This window comes from Streptomyces sp. NPDC042002, assembly GCF_055588305.1.
The window spans coordinates 98,063-123,368 of record NZ_JBVJCT010000021.1 but is presented as its reverse complement, the minus strand read 5'-3'; the positions used below and the strand labels follow the sequence as shown (position 1 = coordinate 123,368).

Sequence of the window (25,306 nt, the reverse complement as noted above, 5' to 3'; positions counted from 1 at the left end):
TGCGGAGTGAGTGATGACAACCCCCGACGTAAAAGTCGTTGAAGCGCTGCGGGCCTCCCTCAAGGAAACCGAGCGGCTGCGCCGTCGGAACCAGGAGCTGACCGACGCCTCACGCGAACCCATCGCGATCGTCGGCATGAGCTGCCGCTTCCCCGGCGGCGTACGGTCCCCGGAGGACCTGTGGCACCTCGTCGAGAGCGGCGCCGACGCCATCTCCGGGTTCCCCGAGAACCGCGGCTGGGACACCGAGACCCTCTACGACCCCGACCCGGACCACGAGGGCACCACCTACGCCCGCGAGGGCGGATTCCTGCCCGACGCGGCCGACTTCGACCCCGCGTTCTTCGGGATCTCGCCGCGCGAGGCCCTCGCCATGGACCCGCAGCAGCGCCTGCTGCTTGAGACCACCTGGGAGGTCTTCGAGCACGCCGGCATCGATCCGGCCACGCTGCGCGGCAGCCGCGCCGGCGTCTTCGTCGGCGCCTCCGCCAACGCGTACGGCGCCGCCACCACCGACCTGCCCGACGGCGTCGAAGGCCATCTGCTCACCGGCACCGCCTCCAGCGTGGCCTCCGGCCGGCTCGCGTACGTCTTCGGTCTGGAGGGTCCCGCCGCCACCGTCGACACCGCCTGCTCCTCCTCATCAGTCGCACTGCACATGGCCGTCCAGGCGCTGCGCAACGGCGAGTGCTCGCTGGCACTCGCCGCGGGCGTCACCGTCCTCGCGGGCCCGGACGTCTTCGTCGAGTTCAGCCGGCAGCGCGGACTGTCGCCCGACGGGCGCTGCAAGTCCTTCGCCGAGTCCGCCGACGGCACCGGCTGGTCCGAGGGCGTAGGCGTGCTTCTGGTGGAGCGCCTTTCCGACGCGCGCCGCAACGGCCACCAGGTCCTCGCGGTCGTGCGCGGCTCGGCCGTGAACCAGGACGGCGCCTCCAACGGTCTGACCGCACCCAACGGCCCCGCCCAGCAGCGCGTCATCCACCAGGCCCTGGAAAGCGCCCGGCTGACCACCGCCGACGTGGACGCCGTCGAGGCGCACGGTACGGGTACGACGCTGGGCGACCCGATCGAGGCGCAGGCGCTGCTGGCCACGTACGGCCAGGGTCGCGAGGCCGAACGGCCGCTCTGGCTCGGTTCGCTGAAGTCCAACCTCGGCCACACCCAGAACGCGGCCGGTGTCGCGGGCATCATCAAGATGGTCATGGCCATGCGCCACGGAGTGCTGCCCAGGACCCTGCACGTGGACGAACCGACCTCGCACGTGGACTGGTCCGCCGGTGCCGTGCGGCTGCTCACCGAGCAGCACGCCTGGCCCGAGACCGGGCGTCCGCGCCGCTTCGGCGTCTCCGCCTTCGGCGTCAGCGGCACCAATGTCCACACGATCATCGAGCAGGCTCCCGAGTCCGAGTCCGTCGTCGAGCCCGTGTCCGAGAGCGCGCCCGCCGGGGAGGTCCGGCCGTCGGTCGTGCCGTGGCTGCTGTCCGCCAAGGGGCAGGACGCGCTGCTTGACCAGGTCCGTCGGCTGCTCGCGCACGTCGAGGCGCACCCTGAGCTGCGCCCGGCCGATATCGGAGGCTCGCTGGCACTGGGCCGTGCCGCCTTCGAGGAGCGGGCCGCTGTCGTGGCGGGTGACCGCGAGGGGTTGCTGGCCGGGCTGGCCGCCCTCGTCGAGGGGCGCGTCGTCCCGGGTGTCGTCAGCGGTTCCGCTGTCGGTGGCAGGCTCGCCTTCCTGTTTACGGGGCAGGGGAGTCAGCGGCTGGGTATGGGGCGGGAGTTGTACGGGGCGTACCCGGTGTTCGCGGCGGCGCTGGACGCGGTGGCGGAGCGGATGGATCTCGAACTGCCGTTGCGGGAGGTGTTGTTCGGCGAGGGTGCCGAGTTGTTGAACCGTACGGAGTTCGCGCAGCCGGCGTTGTTCGCGGTTGAGGTGGCGTTGTTCCGGTTGTTCGAGTCGTGGGGTGTGAAGCCGGACTTTGTTGCCGGGCATTCGATCGGTGAGATCGCTGCGGCGCATGTGGCCGGGGTGCTGTCGCTTGAGGACGCCTGCAAGCTGGTGTCCGCTCGTGGTCGGCTGATGCAGGCGCTGCCCGAGGGCGGGGTCATGATCGCCCTTCAGGCCGCCGAGGACGAGGTCACGCCGCTGCTGTCGGAGCGCGTGAGCATCGCGGCGATCAACGGGCCGCAGTCCGTCGTCATCGCGGGTGACGCGGAGGAGGCGGAGAGGATCGCCGGGTCGTTCGGCGATCGCAGGTCCAAGCGGCTCACGGTCAGTCACGCGTTCCACTCGCCGCACATGGACGGGATGTTGGACGACTTCCGCGCCGTGGCGGAGTCCCTGGCGTACGGGCTGCCGAAGATATCGGTGATCTCGAATGTGAGCGGTGCTCTCGTTTCGGAGCAGTTGACGCGGCCCGAGTTCTGGGTCCGTCACGTTCGTGAGGCGGTCCGTTTCGCCGACGGCATCCGCACCCTGGAGGCCGCGGGCGTCACCACGTTCGTCGAGCTCGGCCCCGACGGAGTCCTCTCCGCCATGGCCCAGGGGTGCGTCGAGAACGCCGACGCCGCTGTCTTCGTCCCCGCCCTGCGCGGCGGCCGTAACGAGGCCGAGACCGTCGTCACCGCCCTCGCCCAGGCTCACGCCCACGGCGCACGCATCGACTGGGCCGCGTACTTCACCAGTGCGGGCGCGCGCCGCGTCGACCTGCCCACGTACGCCTTCCAGCGACAGACGTACTGGCTGGCGCCCGGCGTGCGGGCCGGGGACGTGCGGGCGGCCGGTCTGGAGGAGGCCGGGCACCCGTTGCTCGGCGCCGCAGTGACGCTCGCCGACACCGAGGGGCTGCTGCTCACCGCCCGGCTCGGTCTCGACACCCACCCCTGGCTGGCCGACCACACGATCATGGACACGGTCCTGCTGCCCGGCACGGCCTTCGTCGAGCTCGCCGTGCACGCCGGTGACCAGGTCGGCTGCGACGTCCTGGAGGAGCTGACGCTGGAAGCGCCGCTGGTGCTGCCCGCGCGCGGTGGCGTCCAGGTGCAGATCCACCTCGGTGCGCCCGACGCGGACGGCTCCGGGCGCCGTACCTTCTCGCTCTCCTCCAGGCCGCAGGACGCCACCGAGGAACCGTGGACCCGACACGCCTCCGGCCTGCTCGGCCAGGGCCCGGCGCAGACCGGCGCCGACCTGACAGAGTGGCCGCCGCCCGGTGCCGAACCGCTCGCCGTCGACGGCCTGTACGCGGACCTCGCCGGGGTCGGCATGGGCTACGGCCCTGTGTTCCAGGGGCTGACCGCTGCCTGGCGGCACGGTGACGCGGTCTGCGTCGAGGTCGCCCTTCCCCAGGAACACGCCGCTGCCGCAAGGGACTTCGGACTGCACCCCGCGCTGCTGGACGCGGCCCTGCACGCCTTCGGGCTCGGCGTGCTGGGTGGTGCCGACGGCGAGGGCCGGCTGCCTTTCGCCTGGACCGGAGTGCGTCTGCACGCCGCGGGCGCCGACGCCCTGCGGGTGCGTCTGACCCCGGCCGGTGCCGACGGCGTGAGCCTGGAGATCGCGGACGCCGGCGGCGCACCGGTCGCCACCGTCGACTCGCTGGTGCTGCGCACGGTCTCCGCCGACCAGCTGCGGGTCGCCCGCGCCGCGCACCACGAGTCGGTGTTCCGCACCGAGTGGACCGCGCTGCCCACCCCCGCCGAAACGCCCGCGCGCACCCTGCGCTGGGCTGTGCTAGGCGATCCGGCCGACGTGCTCACCGGCCACGAGGCCGGAAATGAGGCCGGAAACGAGACCACGTCCGATGCCACGTTCGATGCCGCGCCCGATACGGCATTCGAGGCGCTGCCCACCGCGCTGGGCGGCGAAATCGCCGCGTACAGAGACCTGACCGCGCTGGCCGGAGCCGTCGCGGACGGCACGCCCGTCCCGGACGCCGTGTTCGTCGGCTACGGTCCGTACACCGTCGACGGTACGCCGGGGGTGGACGCCGAGGCCGTGCACGACGCCGCGCACCGCGCACTCGCGCTGGTCCAACAGTGGTGCGGAGACGGGCGGTTCGGAGACGCCCGGCTCGTCGTGGTCACGCGCGGCGCGGTCGGCGACACCGTCACCGACCCCGTCCACGCCGCCGTGTGGGGCCTGCTGCGCTCCGCGCAGTCCGAGTACCCCGACCGGCTCCTGCTGCTGGACACCGACGGTCTCGACTCCTCCGTACGCGCCCTGCCCGCAGCGCTCGACGCGGGCGAACCGCAACTCGTCCTGCGGGACGGCACCGCGCACGCCCCCCGCCTGGTCCGCGTGCCGGTGCGTGAGGAGGAGGACGACACCGAACCCGTCGTCACGTACGCCCCCGACGCGACCGTGCTCGTCACCGGCGCGGGCGGCATGCTCGGCGGCCTGGTCGCCCGCCGCCTGGTCACCGAACACGGCGTACGACACCTGCTGTTGGTCGGCCGACGCGGCGCGGACACACCAGGCGCCGCCGAACTCTCCGCGGAACTGGTCGAGTTGGGGGCCACCGCCACCTGGGCGGCCTGCGACGTGGCCGACCGGGACGCGCTCGCCGCCGTCCTGGCCGCCGTGCCCGCGGAGCACCCGCTCGGCGCGGTCGTACACACCGCCGGCGTCCTCGACGACGGCGTGATCGCCTCCCTCACCCCCGAGCGGCTCTCGGCCGTGCTGCGCCCCAAGGTGGACGCGGCCTGCAACCTGCACCAGCTGACCCGCGACCTCGACCTCACCGCCTTCGTCCTCTTCTCCTCCATCGGCGGTGTCTTCGGCGGCCCCGGCCAGGGCAACTACGCCGCCGCCAACGTCTTCCTCGACGCCCTCGCGGAGCACCGCCGGTACCTGGGGCTGCCCGCCACCTCAACCGCCTGGGCACTGTGGGCCGACGCCGACGGCATGGCCGGCACCCTCACCGAGGCCGACCTCGGCCGCATGCGCCGGAACGGCCTGCCGCCCCTGACCACCGCCGAGGGCCTGGACCTGTTCGACCTGGTGCACCGGCTCGACGAGCCCGCCCCGGTGCTCATGCGCATCGACACCGCCGCGCTGCGCACCCAGGCCCGCGCCGGCACTCTGGCGCCGCTGCTGCGGGGCCTGGTCCGTGTCGCCGCGCGCCGCACCGCCACCGGCGCGGCCTTCGCGGGCGGCGAGGACGGGCTGCGCCGCCGTCTGGCCGGCCTCCCGGCCGCCGAACAGGACCGGGTCCTGCTCGACCTCGTACGCAAGCAGGTCGCCTCCGCCCTCGGCCACCCCGGCCCCGCCTCCGTCGAGCCCGGCCGCTCGTTCAAGGAGCTCGGCTTCGACTCGCTGACCGCCGTCGAACTGCGCAACCTGCTCGGCGAGGCCACCGGGCGCAGACTGCCCGCCACGCTCGTCTTCGACTACCCGACCGCGACCGCGCTCGCCGCGTACCTGCGGGAGGAGATCGTCGGCGACGTGGCCGCCCAGGCCGGCACCGCCGCGGTCGCTCGGACCGCCGCCGACGAGTCCGACGACCCCATCGCCATCGTGGCCATGGGCTGCCGCTTCCCCGGCGGCATCGCCTCCCCCGAGGACCTGTGGCGCATGCTCGCCGAGGGCCGCGACGGCATCACCGCCTTCCCCGCCGACCGCGGCTGGGACCTCGACACCCTCTACAGCGACGACCCCGACCAAGAGGGCACCTCCTACGTGCGCGAAGGCGGCTTCCTGCACGACGCCGCGCTCTTCGACGCGGGCCTCTTCGGGATCTCGCCGCGCGAGGCGCTGGCGATGGACCCGCAGCAGCGGCTGCTGCTGGAGACCACCTGGGAGGTCTTCGAGCGGGCCGGCATCGACCCGGCGACCCTGCGCGGCAGCCGTACCGGCGTCTTCGTCGGCTCCAACGCGCAGGACTACCTCCAGCTCTGGCTCAACGACTCCGACGGACTGGAGGGCCACCTCGGCACCGGCAACGCCGCCAGCGTCGTCTCCGGCCGCATCTCCTACACCTTCGGCCTGGAGGGCCCGGCCGTCACCATCGACACGGCCTGCTCGTCGTCCCTGGTCACCCTGCACCTCGCGGCCCAGGCACTGCGGCGCGGCACCTGCACGATGGCACTCGCCGGCGCCGTGACGATCATGTCCACGCCCGGAGCGTTCACCGAGTTCAGCCGGCAGCGCGGCCTCGCCGCCGACGCCCGCATCAAGGCCTTCGCCGCCTCCGCTGACGGCACCAACTGGTCCGAGGGCGTCGGCCTGTTCCTGGTGGAGCGCCTGTCCGACGCACGCCGCAACGGCCACCCGGTCCTCGCGGTCATCAAGGGCACCGCCGTCAACCAGGACGGCGCCTCCAACGGTCTGACCGCTCCCAACGGCCCGTCCCAGCAGCGCGTCATCCGCGAGGCCCTCGCCGACGCCGGCCTGTCCGCCACGGACGTGGACGCCGTCGAGGCGCACGGTACGGGTACGGCACTCGGCGACCCGATCGAGGCGCAGGCGCTGCTCGCCACGTACGGCCAGGGGCGCTCCGCCGACCGGCCGCTGTGGCTCGGCTCGGTGAAGTCGAACATCGGCCACACCCAGGCCGTCGCCGGTGCCGCCGGCGTCATCAAGATGGTCATGGCCATGCGCCACGGGGTCCTGCCCAGGACCCTGAACGTGGACGAGCCGACTCCGCACGTCGACTGGTCCGCCGGGGACATCTCCCTGCTGACCGAGGCAGTGGCCTGGCCGGAGACGGGCCGCCCGCGCCGCGCGGGTGTCTCCTCCTTCGGCTACAGCGGCACCAACGCCCACGCCGTCGTCGAGCAGGCTCCTGAGGACATGCCGGCCTCGGTGCCTGAGGCGTCTCGCACGGTGCCGGTGTTGCCGTGGCTTGTCTCGGGTCGTACGGCCGAGGCGTTGCGGGGTCAGGCTGTTCGGTTGCGCGGTTTCGCGGAGGGCCCGGTCGGCGCCCTGGATGTCGGCTACTCGCTCGCCACCGGTCGCGCTGCTCTGGAGCATCGGGCGGTCGTGCTGGGGGTTCCGTCCGATGGGCACGTGGGTCTGACCGCCGGGCTTACGGCTCTCGCCGAGGGCGGGACCTCGGTGGGCTTGGTCCGGGGCGCGGTCGACAGTGGCGGGCTCGCCTTCGTGTTTACGGGGCAGGGGAGTCAGCGGCTGGGTATGGGGCGGGAGTTGTACGGGGCGTACCCGGTGTTCGCTGCGGCGTTGGACGCGGTGGCGGAGCGGATGGATCTCGAACTGCCGCTGAAGGAGGTGCTGTTGGGGGACGATGTTGAGCTGTTGAACCGTACGGAGTTCGCGCAGCCGGCGTTGTTCGCGGTGGAGGTTGCCCTCTTCCGGCTGTTCGAGTCGTGGGGTGTGCGGGCGGACTTCGTGTCCGGGCATTCGATCGGTGAGATCGCTGCTGCGCATGTGGCGGGGGTGTTCTCGTTGGAGGACGCGTGCAGGCTGGTGTCGGCGCGGGGTCGGCTGATGCAGGCGCTGCCGGAGGGCGGGGTGATGATCGCCCTTCAAGCCACCGAGGCGGAGGTCGCGCCGCTCCTGGGCGAGCGGGTGAGCATCGCGGCGATCAACGGGCCGCAGTCCGTCGTCATCGCGGGTGATGCTGGCGAGGCCGAGAGGATCGCCGGATCGTTCTCCGACCGCAAGTCGAAGCGGCTCACGGTCAGTCACGCGTTTCATTCGCCGCACATGGACGGGATGCTGGACGACTTCCGTGCCGTGGCGGAGGGCTTGACGTACGGGCTGCCGAAGATATCGGTGATCTCGAATGTGAGCGGTGCTCTTGCTTCGGAGCAGTTGACGCGGCCCGAGTTCTGGGTCCGTCACGTCCGTGAGGCGGTCCGTTTCAGCGACGGTATCCAGACCCTCGAAGCCGCTGGGGTGACCACGTTTGTCGAGTTGGGTCCGGACGGGGTTCTCTCCGCCATGGGCCAGGAGTGCGTCGAGAACGCCGACGCCGCTGTCTTCGTCCCCGCCCTGCGTGGTGGCCGTGACGAGGCCGAGACCGCCGTCGCGGCCCTCGCCCAGGCCTATGTTCGCGGCGCGGCCGTGGACTGGTCCGCCCTCTTCGCCGGTACGGGCGCCGGCCGCGTGGACCTGCCCCCGTACGCCTTCCAGCGCAAGCGCTACTGGCCGGACACCGTCCTGCCCACCGGTGCTCCCGTCATCGGCGGGACCGCTCCCGTCACGGACGACGGTTTCTGGGACGCGGTCGAGCAGCAGGATCTGGCCGCGTTGACTGCCGAGCTGGACGTGGCCGGTGACGCCACCGTCACCGAGTTGTTGCCGGCCCTGTCGGCCTGGCGTAAGCGGCGCAAGGCCGAGTCGGAGGTGGATGGTTGGCGTTACCGGGTCAGCTGGAAGCCGCTGACCGGTAGCCCTGCCGGCGGGCTGAGTGGTTCGTGGCTGGTGGTGTCGGCCGCCGAGGGCGCGGGCGACTCGGACGTGGTGGCCGCGCTGTCGGGTGCGGGTGCCACGGTGCCTACGCTCGCCGTCCCGGCGGGATCCGACCGCGCGGCGCTCGCCGCACTGCTCGCGGACTTCGCCGACGTGAGCGGTGTGGTTTCGCTGCTGGGTGTGGTGGAGACCGCTGTTCTGGTGCAGGTGTTGGGTGATGCCGGTGTGGTGGCTTCGTTGTGGGCGGTGACGCGGGGCGCGGTTTCGGTGGGCCGGTCCGACCGGCTGACGGACCCGGTCGCCGCCGGTGTCTGGGGCCTTGGTCGGGTGGCGGCGCTGGAGTACCCGGAGCGATGGGGTGGTCTGGTCGATGTTCCGGCCGAGTTGGACGAGCGGGCAGCGGCCCGGTTTGCCGGCGTGCTCGCGGGCTCCGGTTCTGACGAGGATCAGGTTGCGGTGCGGGAGGCGGGCGTCTTCGGCCGTCGCCTCGTCCGTGCGCCTCGCGGTCAGGGCTCGTGGACCCCGTCCGGCACTGTCCTGATCACGGGTGGTACGGGCGCCCTGGGCGGCAAGGTCGCCCGGAGGTTGGCCGCCGAGGGCGCCGAACGCCTGGTGCTGACCAGCCGCAGGGGCATGGACGCCCCGGGTGCGGCCGAACTCGCCGCCGAAATGCTCGATTTGGGTGTGGACGTGTCCGTGGTGGCGTGCGATGCCGCTGACCGGGACGCCTTGCGGGAGCTGCTGGCGGGCGAGGCGGAGGGTCTGACGGCCGTCGTGCATACGGCCGGTGTCCTGGACGACGGTGTGCTGGACTCCCTGACCGCCGAGCGGTTCGCGTCGGTGCTGCGGGCCAAGGCGGACTCCGCCCGCAACCTGCACGAGCTCACCGTCGAACTCGGCATCGAGCTCGATGCGTTCGTGCTGTTCTCCTCCATGAGTGGCACGCTCGGTGCGGCGGGTCAGGCCAACTACGCCGCCGCCAACGCCTACTTGGACGCCCTGGCCGAGCAGCGCCGCGCCGACGGGCTGGCCGCGACCTCGCTCGCCTGGGGCCCGTGGGCCGACGGCGGCATGGCCGCCGACCAGGCGCTGGAAGCCCGTATGCGCCAGGGCGGCGTGCCGCCGATGGCGCCCGATGCGGCGCTGACGGCGATGATCCACAACGTCGGCTCCATCGAGGCCGCGCTGATGGTCGTGGACGTGGAGTGGGAGCGCTACGCTCCGGGCCTCACCGCCGTCCGGGGAAGCAACCTCCTCGCCGAGCTCCCCGAGGTCGCGGCCACCCGTGCCGTCAACGGTCAGGCCGCGCAGCCCGGTTCGTCGCTGGCCCGGCGGATCCAGGAGCTGCCCGCGGGCGACCGCGAGGCGTTCCTGCTCGACCTGGTGCGTACCCAGGTCGCCGAGGTGCTCGGGCATTCCGGTGCCGACGAGATCGAGGCGGGGCGCGCCTTCCGTGAGATCGGCTTCGACTCGCTGACCGCCGTCGAGCTGCGCAACCGACTCGCCGCGGCCACCGGTCTGAAGCTCCCGGCCACCCTGGTCTACGACTACCCGACCTCGACCTCCCTCGCCGCGTACCTGCGGGCCGAACTGGTGGGCGGAGTCGAGGTGTCCGGCACGCTGCTGCCGGCCGTGGCCGTCTCCACCGACGACCCGATCGCCATCGTCGCGATGAGCTGCCGCTTCCCCGGCGGCGTACGGACGCCCGAGGACCTGTGGCGACTGCTCGCGTCCGGCACTGACGCCGTCGGCGACCTCCCGCTGGACCGGGGGTGGAACGTCGACGCGCTCTACGACGCCGACCCCGGCGCGCTGGGCACGTCGTACGCCCGTGAGGGCGGGTTCCTTTACGACGCGGCCGACTTCGACGCGGAGTTCTTCGGGATCTCGCCGCGTGAGGCGCTGGCGATGGACCCGCAGCAGCGGTTGCTGCTGGAGACGTCGTGGGAGGCGTTCGAGCGCGCCGGCATCGCCCCGGAGACGCTCCGGGGCAGCCAGGCAGGGGTGTTCGTCGGCACCAACGGCCAGGACTACCTCTCCGTACTCCTGGAGGACTCCGAGGGCCTGGAAGGCCACCTCGGGACCGGCACCGCCGCCAGTGTGGTCTCCGGCCGGCTCTCGTACGTCTTCGGCCTGGAGGGCCCCGCGGTCACGGTCGACACGGCCTGCTCCTCCTCGCTGGTCGCGCTGCACTGGGCGATCCAGGCGCTGCGCAACGGCGAGTGCGACCTGGCCCTGGCGGGCGGCGTCACGGTGATGTCCACGCCGGGCACCTTCATCGAGTTCAGCCGTCAGCGGGGGCTCGCCTCCGACGGTCGCGTGAAGGCCTTCGCCGCGGCTGCCGACGGCACGGGCTGGGGCGAGGGCGTGGGCATGCTGCTCGTGGAGCGTCTGTCCGACGCGCGCCGCAACGGGCATCCCGTCCTGGCCGTGGTGCGTGGCTCTGCTGTCAACCAGGACGGCGCGTCCAACGGTCTGACCGCCCCGAACGGTCCCTCGCAGCAGCGGGTGATTCGGGCCGCCCTGGAGAGCGCGGGGCTGACCGCTGCCGAGGTGGACGCCGTCGAGGCGCACGGTACGGGGACGCGGTTGGGTGATCCGATCGAGGCGCAGGCGCTGTTGGCGACGTACGGGCAGGACCGTCCGGCGGGGCTGCCGCTGCACCTGGGGTCGGTCAAGTCGAACATCGGGCACACGCAGGCCGCGGCCGGTGTCGCGGGCATCATCAAGATGGTCATGGCCATGCGCCACGGCGTGCTGCCCCAAACGCTGCACGTCGACGAGCCGTCCCCGCAGGTGGACTGGGACGCGGGCGACATCGCCCTGCTGACGGAAACGGTGGCGTGGCCCGAGACGGGTCGCCCGCGTCGCGCGGGGGTCTCCTCGTTCGGCTTCAGCGGGACGAACGCGCACACCATTCTTGAGCAGGCACCGGAACTGGCCGCTCCGGACACCGTAGCCGCAGCCGCCGCCTCCGAGCAGCCGGTACTCCCGGTGCTGCTGTCGGCGAAGACCGACTCCGCCCTGCGGGACCAGGCGAGAGCACTGCTCTCCTGTGCGACTGCCGCTCCGGAACTGGCTGCGGCCGAGGTCGGGCGCGCCCTGGCGCTGGGGAGGTCCTCGTTCGAGGAGCGGGCCGCCGTGGTGGCGGGGGATCGCGAGGGCCTGCTGGCCGGACTCGCCAGCCTCGCCGAGGGCAGCACGGCCCCCGGTGTCGTCCGTGGCTCGGGGGCCGGCGGGAAGGCGGCGTTCCTGTTCACGGGGCAGGGGAGCCAGCGGCTGGGGATGGGGCGTGAGCTGTACGCCGCGTACCCGGTGTTCGCCGCTGCCTTCGACGCGGTCGCCGAGCGGACGGACCTCGAACTGCCGCTGAAGGACGTGCTGTTCGGCGAGGACGCCGAGTTGCTGAACCGGACGGAGTACGCGCAGCCGGCGCTCTTCGCTGTGGAGGTCGCCCTCTTCCGGCTGTACGAGTCATGGGGTGTGAAGCCCGACTACGTGTCCGGTCACTCGATCGGTGAGATCGCCGCGGCGCATGTGGCCGAGGTGTTCTCACTGGAGGACGCGTGCCGGCTGGTGTCGGCGCGTGGCCGGCTGATGCAGGCCCTTCCCGAGGGCGGGGCGATGATCGCGCTGGAGGCGACCGAGGACGAGGTCGCTCCGCTGCTCGGCGAGGGGGTGAGCATTGCCGCGATCAACGGGCCGCGCTCGTTGGTCATCGCGGGCGACGCGGACGAGACCGAGAGGATCGCCGGATCGTTCAGCGACCGCAGGTCCAAGCGGCTGACCGTCAGTCACGCGTTCCACTCGCCGCACATGGACGGCATGCTGGACGCCTTCCGTGAGGTCGCCGAGAGCATCACGTACCAGGCCCCGCGGATAGCACTGGTCTCGAATGTGAGCGGTGCTCTCGCTTCGGAGCAGTTGACGCGGCCCGAGTTCTGGGTCCGTCACGTCCGGGAGGCGGTCCGCTTCACCGACGGTATCCGCGCGCTCGAAGCAGCCGGAGTCACCACGTACATCGAGCTGGGTCCGGACGGGGTCCTCTCCGCCATGGCCCAGGACTGCGTGACCGACGGGAACGCCGGCTTCGTGCCCGCGCTGCGTGGCGGCCGGATCGAGGCCGAGACCGTCGTCACCGCACTGGCCACCGCCCACGTCCGGGGCGTCCCGGTCGACTGGGCCGCCTTCCACGGGACCGGCATCGTGACCCGGTACGCGGACCTGCCCACGTATCCCTTCCAGCACCAGCGCTACTGGCCGGAGACCGTCCGGACCGGGGCCGTTGCCGGTGACGGCACCACGGACGCCGTGGACGCCCGGTTCTGGGACGCGGTCGAGCGCGAGGACCGGGAGTCGCTGGCGGAGACGGTCGAGTCCGGCGACGGGGAGAGCTGGGCAGGTGTCCTGCCCGCCCTGTCGGCGTGGCGCAAGCGTCGCAAGGCGCAGTCGGCGGTGGACGGTTGGCGGTACCGCGTCACCTGGAAGCCGCTGGCCGACCCGGCCGCTGGTGTCCGGCTGTCGGGCTCGTGGCTGGTCGCGGGACCGGCCGAGGCCGCGGGCGGAGGCGGGGGCGATGCCGATGTGGTGGCCGCGCTGGCAGGCGCGGGTGCCGAGGTGCGTACGCTCGCCGTCCCGGCGGGATCCGCCCGCGCGGCGGTCGCCGCGCTGCTCGCGGACTTCGCCGACGTGGCCGGTGTGGTCTCGCTGCTGGGCGCGGTGGAGACCGCCGCGCTGGTGCAGGCCCTCGGCGACGTGGCTGTCCCGGCCCCGCTGTGGGCCGTGACCCGTGGCGCGGTCTCCGTGGGCCGCTCCGACCGGCTCGCCGATCCCGGCGCCGCCGAGGTGTGGGGCCTGGGCCGGGTCGCGGCCCTGGAACACCCGGACCGCTGGGGCGGTCTGGTCGACATCCCCACCGGGCTGGACGAGCGGGCCGCGGCCCGGTTCGCCGGCGTGCTCGCCGGAACCGGCGCCACTTCCGGCCTTGTCTCCGGCTCGGACGAGGACCAGGTCGCCGTGCGCGGCTCCGGCGCCTTCGGCCGCCGTCTGGTCCGGGCCCCGCAGGCCGAGGGCGCGGCCGGCTGGAACCCCTCCGGCACTGTCCTGATCACGGGTGGCACGGGTGCGCTGGGCGGCAAGGTCGCCCGACGGCTGGCCGCCGAGGGCGCCGAGCGCCTGGTCCTCATCAGCCGGCGGGGTATGGATGCTCCCGGCGCGGCCGAACTCGCCTCCGAACTGGCCGACTTGGGCGCCGACGTGTCCGTGGTGGCCTGCGACGCCGCCGACCGGGACGCGCTGCGCGAGCTGCTGGCGGCCGAGGCGGACGGCCTGACGGCCGTGGTCCACACCGCCGGCATCCTGGACGACGGCGTGCTGAACGGCCTCGCCCCGGAGCGGATCCGGTCCGTGCTGCGGGCCAAGGCGGATTCGGCCCGCAACCTGCACGAGCTGACGACCCAACTCGGCATCGAGCTGGACGCGTTCGTGCTGTTCTCCTCCATGAGCGGCACCATCGGCACGGCGGGTCAGGCCAACTACGCCGCCGCCAACGCCTACTTGGACGCCCTGGCCGAGCAGCGCCGCGCCGACGGGTTGGCCGCGACCTCGCTGGCCTGGGGCCCGTGGGCCGACGGCGGCATGGCCGCCGACCAGGCGCTGGAGGCCCGCATGCGCCAGGGCGGCGTGCCGCCCATGGACGCCGACCTCGCCGTCACGGCCCTGCACCGGGCCGTCGGCGCCGGCGACACCGCCGTCACGGTGGCGGACGTGGACTGGGCGCGCTACGCCCCCGCCTTCACGGCCGCGCGGGCGAGCAACCTGTTCGCCGAGATCGCGGAGGCCCGGGAGACCGGTTCCGGCGCGACCGACGGCGAAGCCCCGGCCTCCGAACGGCACGGTCTGGCGGGTCGGCTCGCCGAGCTGCCCCCGAGCGAGCGGGAGCGGCTGCTGCTCGATCTGGTCCGCAAGGAGGTGGCCGGCGTCCTCGGCCACGCGGGCGTCGAAGTAGTGGGCGCCGGAAGGGCGTTCAAGGAGCTCGGCTTCGACTCGCTGACGGCGGTCGAGCTGCGCAACCGCCTCAACGCGGTCTCCGGGCTGCGCCTGCCCGCCACGCTCGTCTACGACTACCCGACCTCCGCCGCGCTCGCCGACCATCTACGCGCCGAACTCCTCCGCGAACACGACGAGTCGGGGCCGGCTACGACCGTCGCGGCTGTCACCGGCGATCCGATCGTCATCGTCGCGATGAGTTGCCGCTTCCCGGGCGGCGTACGGACACCCGAGGACTTCTGGCACCTGCTGGCCGCCGACGGGGACGCCATCGGCGCGTTCCCGACCGACCGGGGCTGGGACACCGAGTCCGCCTTCGGCCCGCGGGCCGAGGACGAGGGGTACGCGGGGGAGGGCGGATTCCTCTACGACGTCGCAGAGTTCGACGCCGGCTTCTTCGGCATCTCACCGCGCGAGGCCCTCGCGATGGACCCGCAGCAGCGGTTGCTGCTGGAGACCTCGTGGGAGGCGTTCGAGCGCGCCGGCATCGACCCTTCGTCGGTGCGTGGCAGCCGTACGGGTGTGTTCGTCGGCACCAACGGTCAGGACTACCTCAACCTGGTCCTCAACTCCGCCGAGGGCGGCGACGGTTTCATGAGCACGGGCAACTCCGCGAGCGTCGTCTCCGGTCGCCTCTCGTACGTGTTCGGGATGGAGGGTCCGGCGGTCACGGTCGACACGGCCTGCTCCTCCTCGCTGGTGGCCCTGCACCTGGCGGCGCAGGCGCTGCGCAACGGCGAGTGCGACATGGCGCTGGCCGGCGGCGTGACGGTGATGTCCACGCCGGGCGCCTTCGAGGAGTTCAGCCGGCAGCGCGGCCTGGCGTCGGACGGTCGGATCAAGGCGTTCGCGGCGGCTGCGGACGGTACGGGCTGGGGTGAGGGGGTCGGCATGCTGCTCGTGGAGCGCCTGTCGCAGGCGCGGGCCAAGGGTCACCCGGTTCTCGCGGTGGTCCGTGGCTCGGCCGTGAACCAGGACGGCGCCTCCAACGGGCTGACCGCGCCCAACGGTCCGTCCCAACAGCGTGTCATCCGCGCCGCGTTGGCGAGCGCGGACCTGTCCGCCAACGAGGTCGACGCCGTCGAGGCACACGGCACGGGCACGCGGCTGGGCGACCCGATCGAGGCCCAGGCACTGCTGGCGACCTACGGTCAGGACCGCCCCGACGGCCAACCGCTCCTCCTCGGTTCGGTGAAGTCCAACATCGGTCACACCCAGGCCGCGGCCGGTGTCGCGGGTCTGATCAAGATGGTGCTGGCGATGGAGCACGGCGTGCTCCCGAGGACCCTGCACGTGGACGAGCCCACCCCGAACGTCGACTGGACCGCCGGCGAGGTCTCTCTGCTGACGGATTCCGTGGCGTGGCCCGAGACGGGCCGCCCGCGCCGCGTCGGCATCTCCTCCTTCGGCGTGAGCGGGACGAACGCCCACACCATCCTGGAGCAGGCCCCGGCCATGGAGGAGCCCGACGCCGTACGGGCGCAGGGCGCGCCCAGCGCGTCCGCGTGGGTCCTCTCGGGCCGTGACGCGGCGGCCCTGCGCGACCAGGCCGAGCGCCTGCGGGCGCACCTGGCCGCCCACGACGGGCTGCGGCCCGATGACGTGGCCCACTCGCTGGCCACCGGCCGCGCGCTCCTCGACCACCGCGCGGTGGTCGTCGGCGCCGACCTCGGAGACCTCCGCGAGGCCCTGGGTGAGCTGGTGGCCGGCCGGACCGACACCCGGGTCGTACGGGGCGTGGCCGGCACGGACCCGCAGACAGCCTTCCTGTTCACCGGGCAGGGGAGTCAGCGGCTGGGTATGGGGCGGGAGTTGTATGTGTCCCAGTCGGCGTTCGCCGTGGCGTTGGACGCGGTGGCGAGCCGCATGGACCTCGAACTCACTTTGAAGGAGGTGCTGTTCGGCGAGGACGTCGAGCTGTTGAACCGTACGGAGTTCGCGCAGCCTGCGTTGTTCGCGGTCGAGGTGGCGTTGTTCCGGCTGGTGGAGTCGTGGGGTGTGAAGCCGGACTTTGTTGCCGGGCATTCGGTCGGTGAGATCGCTGCCGCGCATGTGGCGGGGGTGCTGTCTCTGGATGACGCCTGCACGCTGGTGTCGGCGCGCGGCCGGTTGATGCAGGCCCTGCCGGAGGGTGGGGTGATGATCGCGCTGGAGGCGACCGAGGCCGAGGTCGTGCCGCTGCTGAGCGAGCGGGTGAGCGTCGCGGCGATCAACGGGCCCCGGTCCGTGGTGATCGCGGGTGACGTGGACGAGGTCGAGAGGGTTGTCCGCTCGTTCAGGGACCGTAAGGCCAAGCGGCTGGCGGTCAGTCACGCGTTCCATTCGCCGCACATGGACGGCATGTTGGCCGACTTCCGCAAGGTCGCCGAGGGTCTGACCTACGAGAGTCCCCGGATCGCGGTGGTGTCGAACCTGACCGGCACGGTGGTCACCGACGACATGACGGACCCCGACTTCTGGGTCCGCCACGTCCGTGAGGCCGTCCGCTTCGCCGACGGCATCGGCACCCTCGAAGCCGCCGGCGTGACGACGTACCTCGAACTCGGCCCCGACGGGATCCTCTCCGCCATGGCCCAGGACTGCCTCGACCACCCCGACACCGCGGTCCTCACCCCCGCCCTCCGCGCCGGCCGTGACGAGACCGAAACCCTGACCACGGCCCTCGCTCTCGCCCATGTCCACGGCACCGCCGTCAACTGGGCCGCGTACCACTCCGGTACGGGCGCGCGCCGAGTGGACCTGCCCACGTACGCCTTCCAGCGCCAGCGCTACTGGGTGGACGCGTTCGTGGAGAGCGGTGACGTGACGGTGGCCGGCATCGGTGACGCCGGGCACCCGCTGCTCGGTGCCGCCGTCGAACTCCCGGACTCCGGCGGGTTCTTGTTCACCGGGCGGCTGTCCCTGCGTACGCACCCCTGGCTGGCCGACCACGTGGTGGCGGACAGCGTGGTGGTGCCCGGGGCGGCGTTCGTCGAGCTGGCGGTGCGGGCCGGGGACGAGGTCGGTTGCGACACCGTCGAGGAACTGACCGTGGAGGCGCCGCTCGTGCTGCCCGAGACCGGGGCCGTCCAGCTGCGGGTCGCGGTCGGCGCGGCGGACGACGCAGGGCGCCGCACCGTACAGGTGCACAGCCGGGCCGAATCGGCCGCAGACGGCGCGTGGTCGCGCAACGCCACCGGCCTGCTGGCCGTCGGTACGGCCCGCACCGCCGCCCGTACCGGGGCCGACACGACCCCGTGGCCGCCCGTCGGCGCGCAGGAGGTGCCGGTCGGAACCCTGTTCGAGCGGATCGCCGGTGCGGACCGTCACCACGGCCCGGCCTTCCGTACTCCGACCCGGGTGTGGACGCGTGGTGAGGAGGTGTTCGCCGAGGCCCGGCTGGCCGACGAACTCCAGCCCTCCGCCGGGCGGTTCGGGCTGCACCCGGCACTGCTGGACGCGGTGGCACAGGTTACGGCCGTGGCCGAGGGGGCCGCGCGCCGGCTACCGGTCGTGTGGCGCGGTGTGCGCCTGCACGCGGGGGGCGCGGACGCGCTGCGTCTGACGCTCACTCCGCAGGGCGAGGGCACCGTGTCCGTGGAGCTGGCCGACGCCGAGGGCGCGCCGCTCGCCTCCGTCGCCGCGCTGGTGACGGAGGAGCTCGACGCCGAGCGGTTCGCGCTCGCCCCTGTCGGCGGGACGGACGGGCTGTTCCGGCTGGACTGGCAGCCCGTGGCCGTTCCGGCCAACGCTTCCGCCGCCGACCGGGTCGTGGTCGGGGACCCGGACCGGGTGCTGCTCGACGCCTTCGCCGGCGCGGGCCGCGACCTCGACGGATACGCGGACCTGGCGGCCCTGGAGACAGCCGTCGCCGCCGGTCGCGAACTGCCCGACACGGTGTACGTTCCGTTCCTCCCCGCTGCCGACACGCTGGAGCAGGACCTGATCGGCGGCGTACGGGCGGCCACGCACCGGGCGCTCGCCACCGTTCAGGCGTGGCTCGCCGGCGGCCGGTTCGCCGGATCCCGGATGGTCCTCGTCACCCGGGGCGCGGTCGCCGCGGGCACGGAGGCCGAGGTCACCGACCTGGCGCACGCCCCGGTGTGGGGCCTGGTGCGCGCGGCGCAGACCGAGAACCCGGACCGGTTCGTCCTCGTGGACGTCGACGGCACGGAGGCGTCCCTGCGGGCGCTGACCACCACGACCGCGTCCGACGAGCCCGAACTCGCTCTGCGCGGGGCGGAGTTCCTCGCCCCCAGGCTGGTGCGTCAGGACGCGCCGACGGGTACCGGCCGTGCCCTCGACCCCGAGGGCACGGTCCTGCTCACCGGCGCGAGCGGCGGCCTCGCCCGGCTCTTCGCCCGGCACCTGGCCGCCGAGCACGGTGCACGCCATCTGCTCCTGGTCGGCCGACGCGGCGAACAGGCCGAAGGCGCACGCGAACTCGCGGACGATCTGCGCGAGTTGGGCGCCACCGCGACCTGGGCGGCGTGCGACGTGGCCGACCGGGACGCGGTGGCGGCGCTGCTCGCCTCCGTACCCGCCGAGCACCCGCTGACGGCGGTCGTGCACACCGCCGCCGTCCTGGACGACGGGGTCGTGGACCTGCTCACCCCGGAGCGGGTGGACGCGGTACTGCGGCCCAAGGCCGAGGCGGCGCTGCACCTGCACGAGCTGACCCGCGAGCTGGACCTGGCGGCGTTCGTGCTGTTCTCCGCCGCCGCCGGCACCCTCGGCGGCGCCGGACAGGCCAACTACGCCGCCGCCAACGTCCTCCTCGACGCCCTCGCCCGGCACCGGCACGCGGCGGGTCTGCCCGCCCTGTCCCTGGTGTGGGGCATGTGGGCGGAGGAGCGTGGCATGGCGGGCCGGCTCACCGAGGGCGAACGGACCCGGGCCGCACACGGTGGTGTCGCACCGCTCGACGCGGCGCACGGCCTGGCACTCTTCGACGCGGCCCTCGCGAGCGACGAGCCGGTGCTGATGCCGGTCGCCGTCGACCCGGCCACCCTGCGCGCCCGCGCGGCCGACGGCGGCATCCTGCCGATGTTCCGAGGCCTCGTACGCACCCCGGTGCGCCGGACTGTCCCCGCCGCCGCCCGCCCGGCACAGGACGGGACCGGCGAGGCCACGGCGGAGCCGATGCTGGCCGAGCGCCTGACCGCGCTCGCGCCCGCCGAACGCGAGCGGACCGTGCTGGACCTGGTACGCGGCAGCGTTGCCGCAGTGCTCGGCTACCGGTCGGCCGAACTCGTCGGCGGAGAGCAGGCGTTCAAGGAGCTCGGCTTCGACTCGCTCACAGCGGTCGAGCTGCGCAACCGGCTCACCGCGGCGAGCGGACTGCGGCTGCCCGCCACCTTGGTGTACGACTACCCCAACCCGGCGGCCCTCGCCCGGCACCTGCTGGCCGAGGTCGCCCCGGAGGCGCCCGCCCGCGAGCCGTCCCTCCTCGCCGAGATCGACCGGCTGGAGAGCGTGTTCTCCGCGCTCGACTCCGGGCGGCTGGCCGAGGCCGTCGGCGACGACGAGGCGGCCCACGCGAGCGTCGCGGTCAGGCTCCAGGCGCTGCTCGGCCGGTGGAACGAGGCCCGCCCCACCACCGAGGACGACGACGCGAACGAGATCGAGGACGCCAGCGACGACGAGCTCTTCGCCCTCATCGACAAGAAGTTGGGCCAAGGCTGAACCGCCGCCCACAGGGGCGGGCGTACCACCCCCTGGGCGTCACCACCCCCTCGGGCGCGTCGCCGCCCCGGACGCACTGTCGGCCCGACCGGCGGTGCGTCCGGCGGCGCGCCCGCCCCCTGGGGACCCCTGAGGAGCGCTCCCGGGACCCCAGACCCCAGACCCGAACCATCCCGAGCACGTGCGAATACCTCCACGCTCTCGACCATGCGAACAGGTGAAGCGCCAGTGGCGAACGAAGCGAAACTCCGCGAATACCTGAAGAAAGTCACGACGCAACTCGACGAGGCCCACGGGCAACTGAGGGACATCGAGAGCCGGTCCCACGAGCCCATCGCCATCACAGCCATGGCCTGCCGTTACCCGGGCGGCAGCGACTCCCCCGAGAAGCTGTGGGAGTTGCTGCGCAACGACGGGGACGCGCTCACCGAATTCCCCGCCGACCGCGGCTGGGACCTCGACAACCTCTTCTCCGACGACCCCGACGAGCCCAACACCTCCATCACCCGCGAGGGCGGCTTCCTCACCGGCGCCACCACCTTCGACGCCGCCTTCTTCGGCATCTCGCCGCGCGAGGCCATGGCCATGGACCCGCAGCAACGGGTCCTGCTGGAGACCACCTGGGAGGCCTTCGAGCGGGCCGGCATCGACCCGTCCTCGATGCGCGGCAGCCGCTCCGGCGTCTTCGTCGGCATCAACGGCTCCGACTACCTCACTCCTCTGCTGGCTGCCGACGAGGACTACGCCGGTCACCTGGGCACCGGCAACGCCGCCAGCGTGATGTCCGGCCGGCTCTCGTACACCTTCGGTCTGGAGGGCCCGGCGGTCACCGTCGACACGGCCTGTTCGGCGTCCCTGGTCGCCATCCACCTTGCGGTGCAGGCGCTGCGCAACGGCGAGTGCTCGCTGGCCCTCGCGGGCGGTGTGCACGTGATGTCCACGCCCGGCCTCTTCGTGGAGTTCAGCAAGCAGCGGGGTCTGTCCCGGGACGGCCGCTGCAAGGCGTTCGCGGCCGACGCGGACGGCTTCGGCCCGGCCGAGGGTGTTGGTGTGCTGCTCCTGGAGCGACTCTCCGACGCCCGCCGCAACGGGCGGCCCGTCCTCGCGGTCGTTCGTGGCTCGGCCGTCAACCAGGACGGTGCCTCCAACGGCCTGACCGCGCCCAACGGGCCGTCGCAGCAGCGCGTCATCCGCCAGGCTCTCGCCAACGCGCGCCTTTCCGCCGACCAAGTCGACGCCGTCGAGGCGCACGGCACCGGCACCGGCCTCGGCGACCCCATCGAGGCGCAGGCGCTGCTGGCCACGTACGGCCAGGACCGACCGGCCGAACGCCCGCTGCTGCTCGGCTCGGTGAAGTCGAACATCGGACACACGCAGGCCGCGGCCGGTGTCGCCGGCGTGATCAAGATGGTCCTCGCGATGCGGCACGGCGTGCTGCCGCGCAGCCTCCACATCGACGAGCCGTCGCCGCACATCGACTGGTCGGCGGGCGCGGTCTCACTGGTACGAGAGGCCGCGGCGTGGCCCGAGGTGGAACGTCCGCGCCGTGCGGGCGTCTCCTCTTTCGGTTTCAGTGGTACGAACGCTCACGTCATCGTGGAGCAGGCGCCGGAGGTCGAGGAGGGCGCGGCTGTGGAGGGTGCCCGTCCTGCGGTGGTGCCGTGGGTGTTGTCGGGCAAGGGTGTTGTGGCGCTGCGGGGGCAGGCGGCGCGGCTGGGGGAGTGGCTGGCCCAGGCCCAGGGTCGGGACGCGGATCCGGTGGTGGTCGGGCGTTCCCTTGCTCTGGCGCGGGCCGGGTTGGAGCATCGGGCCGTGGTGCTGGGTCCCGATCGTGTGGCCGGGGTGGAGGCGGTCGCTTCGGGTGCGATGGCCGCTGGTGTGGTGACCGGTTCGGTGGTGGGTGGTCGGACGGTGTTCGTCTTCCCTGGTCAGGGGTCGCAGTGGGTGGGTATGGCCGAGGCGTTGTTGGACGCTTCACCCGTGTTTGCCACCCGGGTGGACGAGTGCGCGAAGGCGCTCGAACCCTTCACCGACTGGTCGCTGCGCGACGTGCTGCGCGGCGCCGAGGGCGCGCCTTCCCTGGACCGGGTGGATGTCGTGCAGCCGGTGCTGTTCGCGGTGATGGTGTCGCTGGCCGAGGTGTGGCGTTCGGTCGGGGTGGTGCCGGATGCGGTGGTGGGTCATTCGCAGGGTGAGATCGCTGCCGCGTGTGTGGCGGGGATCTTGTCTCTGGAGGATGCGGCTCGTGTGGTTGCGTTGCGCAGTCAGGCGATCGGCCGGTTGCTGGCGGGTCTGGGCGGGATGGTGTCGGTGCCGTTGCCGGCTGTGCGGGTGCGGGAGCGGATAGCGCCGTGGGGTGAGGGCCGGATTTCGGTGGCGGCGGTGAACGGGCCTTCGTCGGTGGTGGTTTCGGGTGAGGCGACGGCGCTGGATGAGTTCCTGGCCGCGTGTGAGAAGGACGGTGTCAGGGCGAAGCGGATCGCTGTGGACTACGCCTCGCATTCCGCGCAGGTGGAGCTGTTGCGTGAGGAGCTTGCTGAGCTCCTGGCTCCGGTGTGTCCGTTGGAGGCGCGGGTTCCGTTCTTGTCCACGGTTACCAATGAGTGGGTGACGGGTCCTGAGCTGGATGCGGGTTACTGGTTCACCAATCTGCGCCAGACGGTGGAGTTGGAGAAGGCGACCCGCGTCCTGTTGGAGCAGGGCTTCGGTGTCTTCGTGGAGTCGAGTCCGCATCCGGTGCTGAGTGTGGGTGTGCAGGAGACGGCCGAGGACGCTGGTCGTGAGGTGGCTGTGGTGGGGTCGCTGCGCCGTAACGAGGGTGGTCTGGAGCGGTTTTGGCAGTCGGTGGGCGAGGCGTACGTGCGTGGGGCCTCGGTCGACTGGGACGCCGTGTTCGCCGGTTCGGGGGCGCGTCGGGCGGAGTTGCCGACGTACGCCTTCCAGGGGCAGCGGTTCTGGCCCGAGGCTGCGCCCGTCGAGGTGCCGGTGGTCTCGGAGAGCATCGAGGACGCACGGTTCTGGGACGCGGTGGAGCGCGAGGACTTTGAGGCGCTGGCCGCCGAACTGGACCTGGCCGACAGCGACTCGCTGACCTCCGTCCTGCCTTCCCTGTCGTCCTGGCGTCGGCAGAGCCGCGAGCAGTCCACGGTGGACGGTTGGCGTTACCGGGTCACCTGGAAGCGGATCGCCGACCCGGCCACCGCGCGCCTGTCCGGCACCTGGCTCGTCGCCGTACCCGAGGGAGCCGACGCCGCCGCGATCACCGGTGCGCTCACGGAGCACGGAGCCGACGTCCGTACCCTCGCGGTCGCCGGCGAAAGCCGCGACGAGCTTGCCGCCCGGATCCGCGAGGCCTCGGACGAGGTGGCCGGGGCCGTACTGCTGCCCGGTGGCGGGCTGACCGACGCGGTGACGCTGCTCCAGGCGCTCGGGGACGCCGGTGTGGACGCGCCGCTGTGGTGCCTGACCCGGGGCGCGGTCGCGGTGAACTCCGCCGAGCGGCTCGCCGAGCCCGAACAGGCGCTGGTGTGGGGCATGGGCCGGGTGGCCTCCATGGAGCAGGGCGGGCGCTGGGGTGGTCTGCTCGACCTGCCCGAGCAAGCCGACGAGCGCACGCTCGCCCGGCTGGTGGGCCTGCTCGCGGGCGACGGCGCCGAGGACCAGGTAGCGCTGCGACCGGCGGGCCTCTACGGCCGCCGACTGGTGCGGGCACGGCTGGCCGACGTGCCGGCCGTACGCGAGTGGAAGCCGCGGGGCACCACGCTCGTCACCGGCGGTACGGGCACGCTGGGCGCGCAGGTGGCCCGTTGGCTGGCGGGCAAGGGCGCCGCGCACCTGCTGCTGGCGAGCCGGCGGGGGCCGGAGGCGCCCGGGGCGGCCGAGCTGCGCGAGGAACTGACCGCGCTCGGCGCCGAGGTGACCGTGGCGGCCTGCGACGTGGCCGACCGCGAGGCGCTGGCCGCGCTCATCGCGGGCATCCCCGCCGAGCACCCGCTGACGGCCGTCGTACACACCGCCGCCGTCCTGGACGACGGCGTGGTCGAGGCGCTCACGCCAGAGCGGATGCGGGAGGTGCTGCGGCTCAAGGTGGACGCCACGCGCCACCTGCACGAGCTGACCCGCGACCTCGACCTGTCGGCGTTCGTGCTCTTCTCCTCCTTCGCCGCCACCTTCGGCGCGCCCGGTCAGGGCAACCAGGCGCCGGGCAACGCCTTCCTGGACGCCTTCGCCGAGCACCGGCGCGCGGCCGGGCTGCCCGCGACCTCGATCGCCTGGGGTCCGTGGGACAGCGCGGCGGGCGACGGCGGGGCGGCCGGCGACCGTATGCGCCGGCACGGCATCCTGGTGCTGCCGCCCGAGCGGACGCTGGTCTCCCTCCAGCACGCGCTGGACCGCGACGAGGCGACGCTGACGGTCGTGGACATGGACTGGAAGCGGTTCACGCTCGCCTTCACCGCCGACCGGGACCGGCCGCTGCTCCTGGGACTGCCGGAGGCGCGGCGGGTGATCGAGAGCGCTGAGCGGGAGTCCGCCGAGGAACTGGCCGGGGGCGTGCCGCTGGCCCAGCAGCTGGCCGGGCTGCCGGAGGCCGAGCAGGAACGCACGGTCCTGGAACTGGTCCGCACCGCTGTGGCGGCCGTCCTCGGCCACGCCGACCTGTCGTCGATCGAGGCCGGGCGGGCCTTCAAGGAGCTCGGCTTCGACTCGCTCACATCGGTGGACCTGCGCAACCGCCTCGGCGCGGTCAGCGGGCTGAAGCTGCCCGCGAGCCTCGTCTTCGACCACCCGACGCCGGCCGCCGTCGCGGCCTTCCTGCGGGCCGGGATCGTGCCGGACGCGGCGGCGGGCGGCGCCCCGCTGCTGGAGGAGCTGGACAAACTGGAGGCGGTGCTGGAGCACGGCACCTCCGACAACGTCGTACGGGCCCGGGTGACGATGCGGCTCCAGTCGCTGCTGGCGAAGTGGAACGACGCCGTGGACCCGGCGGCCCCCGCGTCCGGTGACGAGGTCTCCGACGGCAGCGCCCCGGTCGACGTGCTGGACGACGTGGACCGGCTCCAGGACGCCAGCGACGAGGAGCTGTTCGCGTTCATCAACAAGGGTCTGGGCCGCGCCTGATCCGGTGGGCCGGCTCCTTTCCCGGAGGGAGTCGGCCCACCCGCCCGTACCGCGTCGGGAAATGCGGGCTGATTTGCTCGGACTCGGAATGTGAAAGCGTGTTGACGG

At 73.0% G+C, this 25,306-nt stretch carries 2 protein-coding genes; both read left to right on the top strand.

What is annotated here, in order from left to right; genetic code table 11:
- The first annotated feature begins 10 nt into the window (after nucleotides 1–10).
- On the top strand, nucleotides 11–20,080 hold the full coding sequence (locus ACZ6KY_RS27040; RefSeq protein ID WP_469312885.1) for a type I polyketide synthase: 20,070 nt from the start codon (nucleotides 11–13) through the stop codon (nucleotides 20,078–20,080).
- Between the two features lie 207 nt (nucleotides 20,081–20,287).
- On the top strand, nucleotides 20,288–25,198 hold the full coding sequence (locus ACZ6KY_RS27035; protein ID WP_469312884.1) for a type I polyketide synthase: 4,911 nt from the start codon (nucleotides 20,288–20,290) through the stop codon (nucleotides 25,196–25,198).
- The last annotated feature ends 108 nt before the right edge of the window (nucleotides 25,199–25,306 follow it).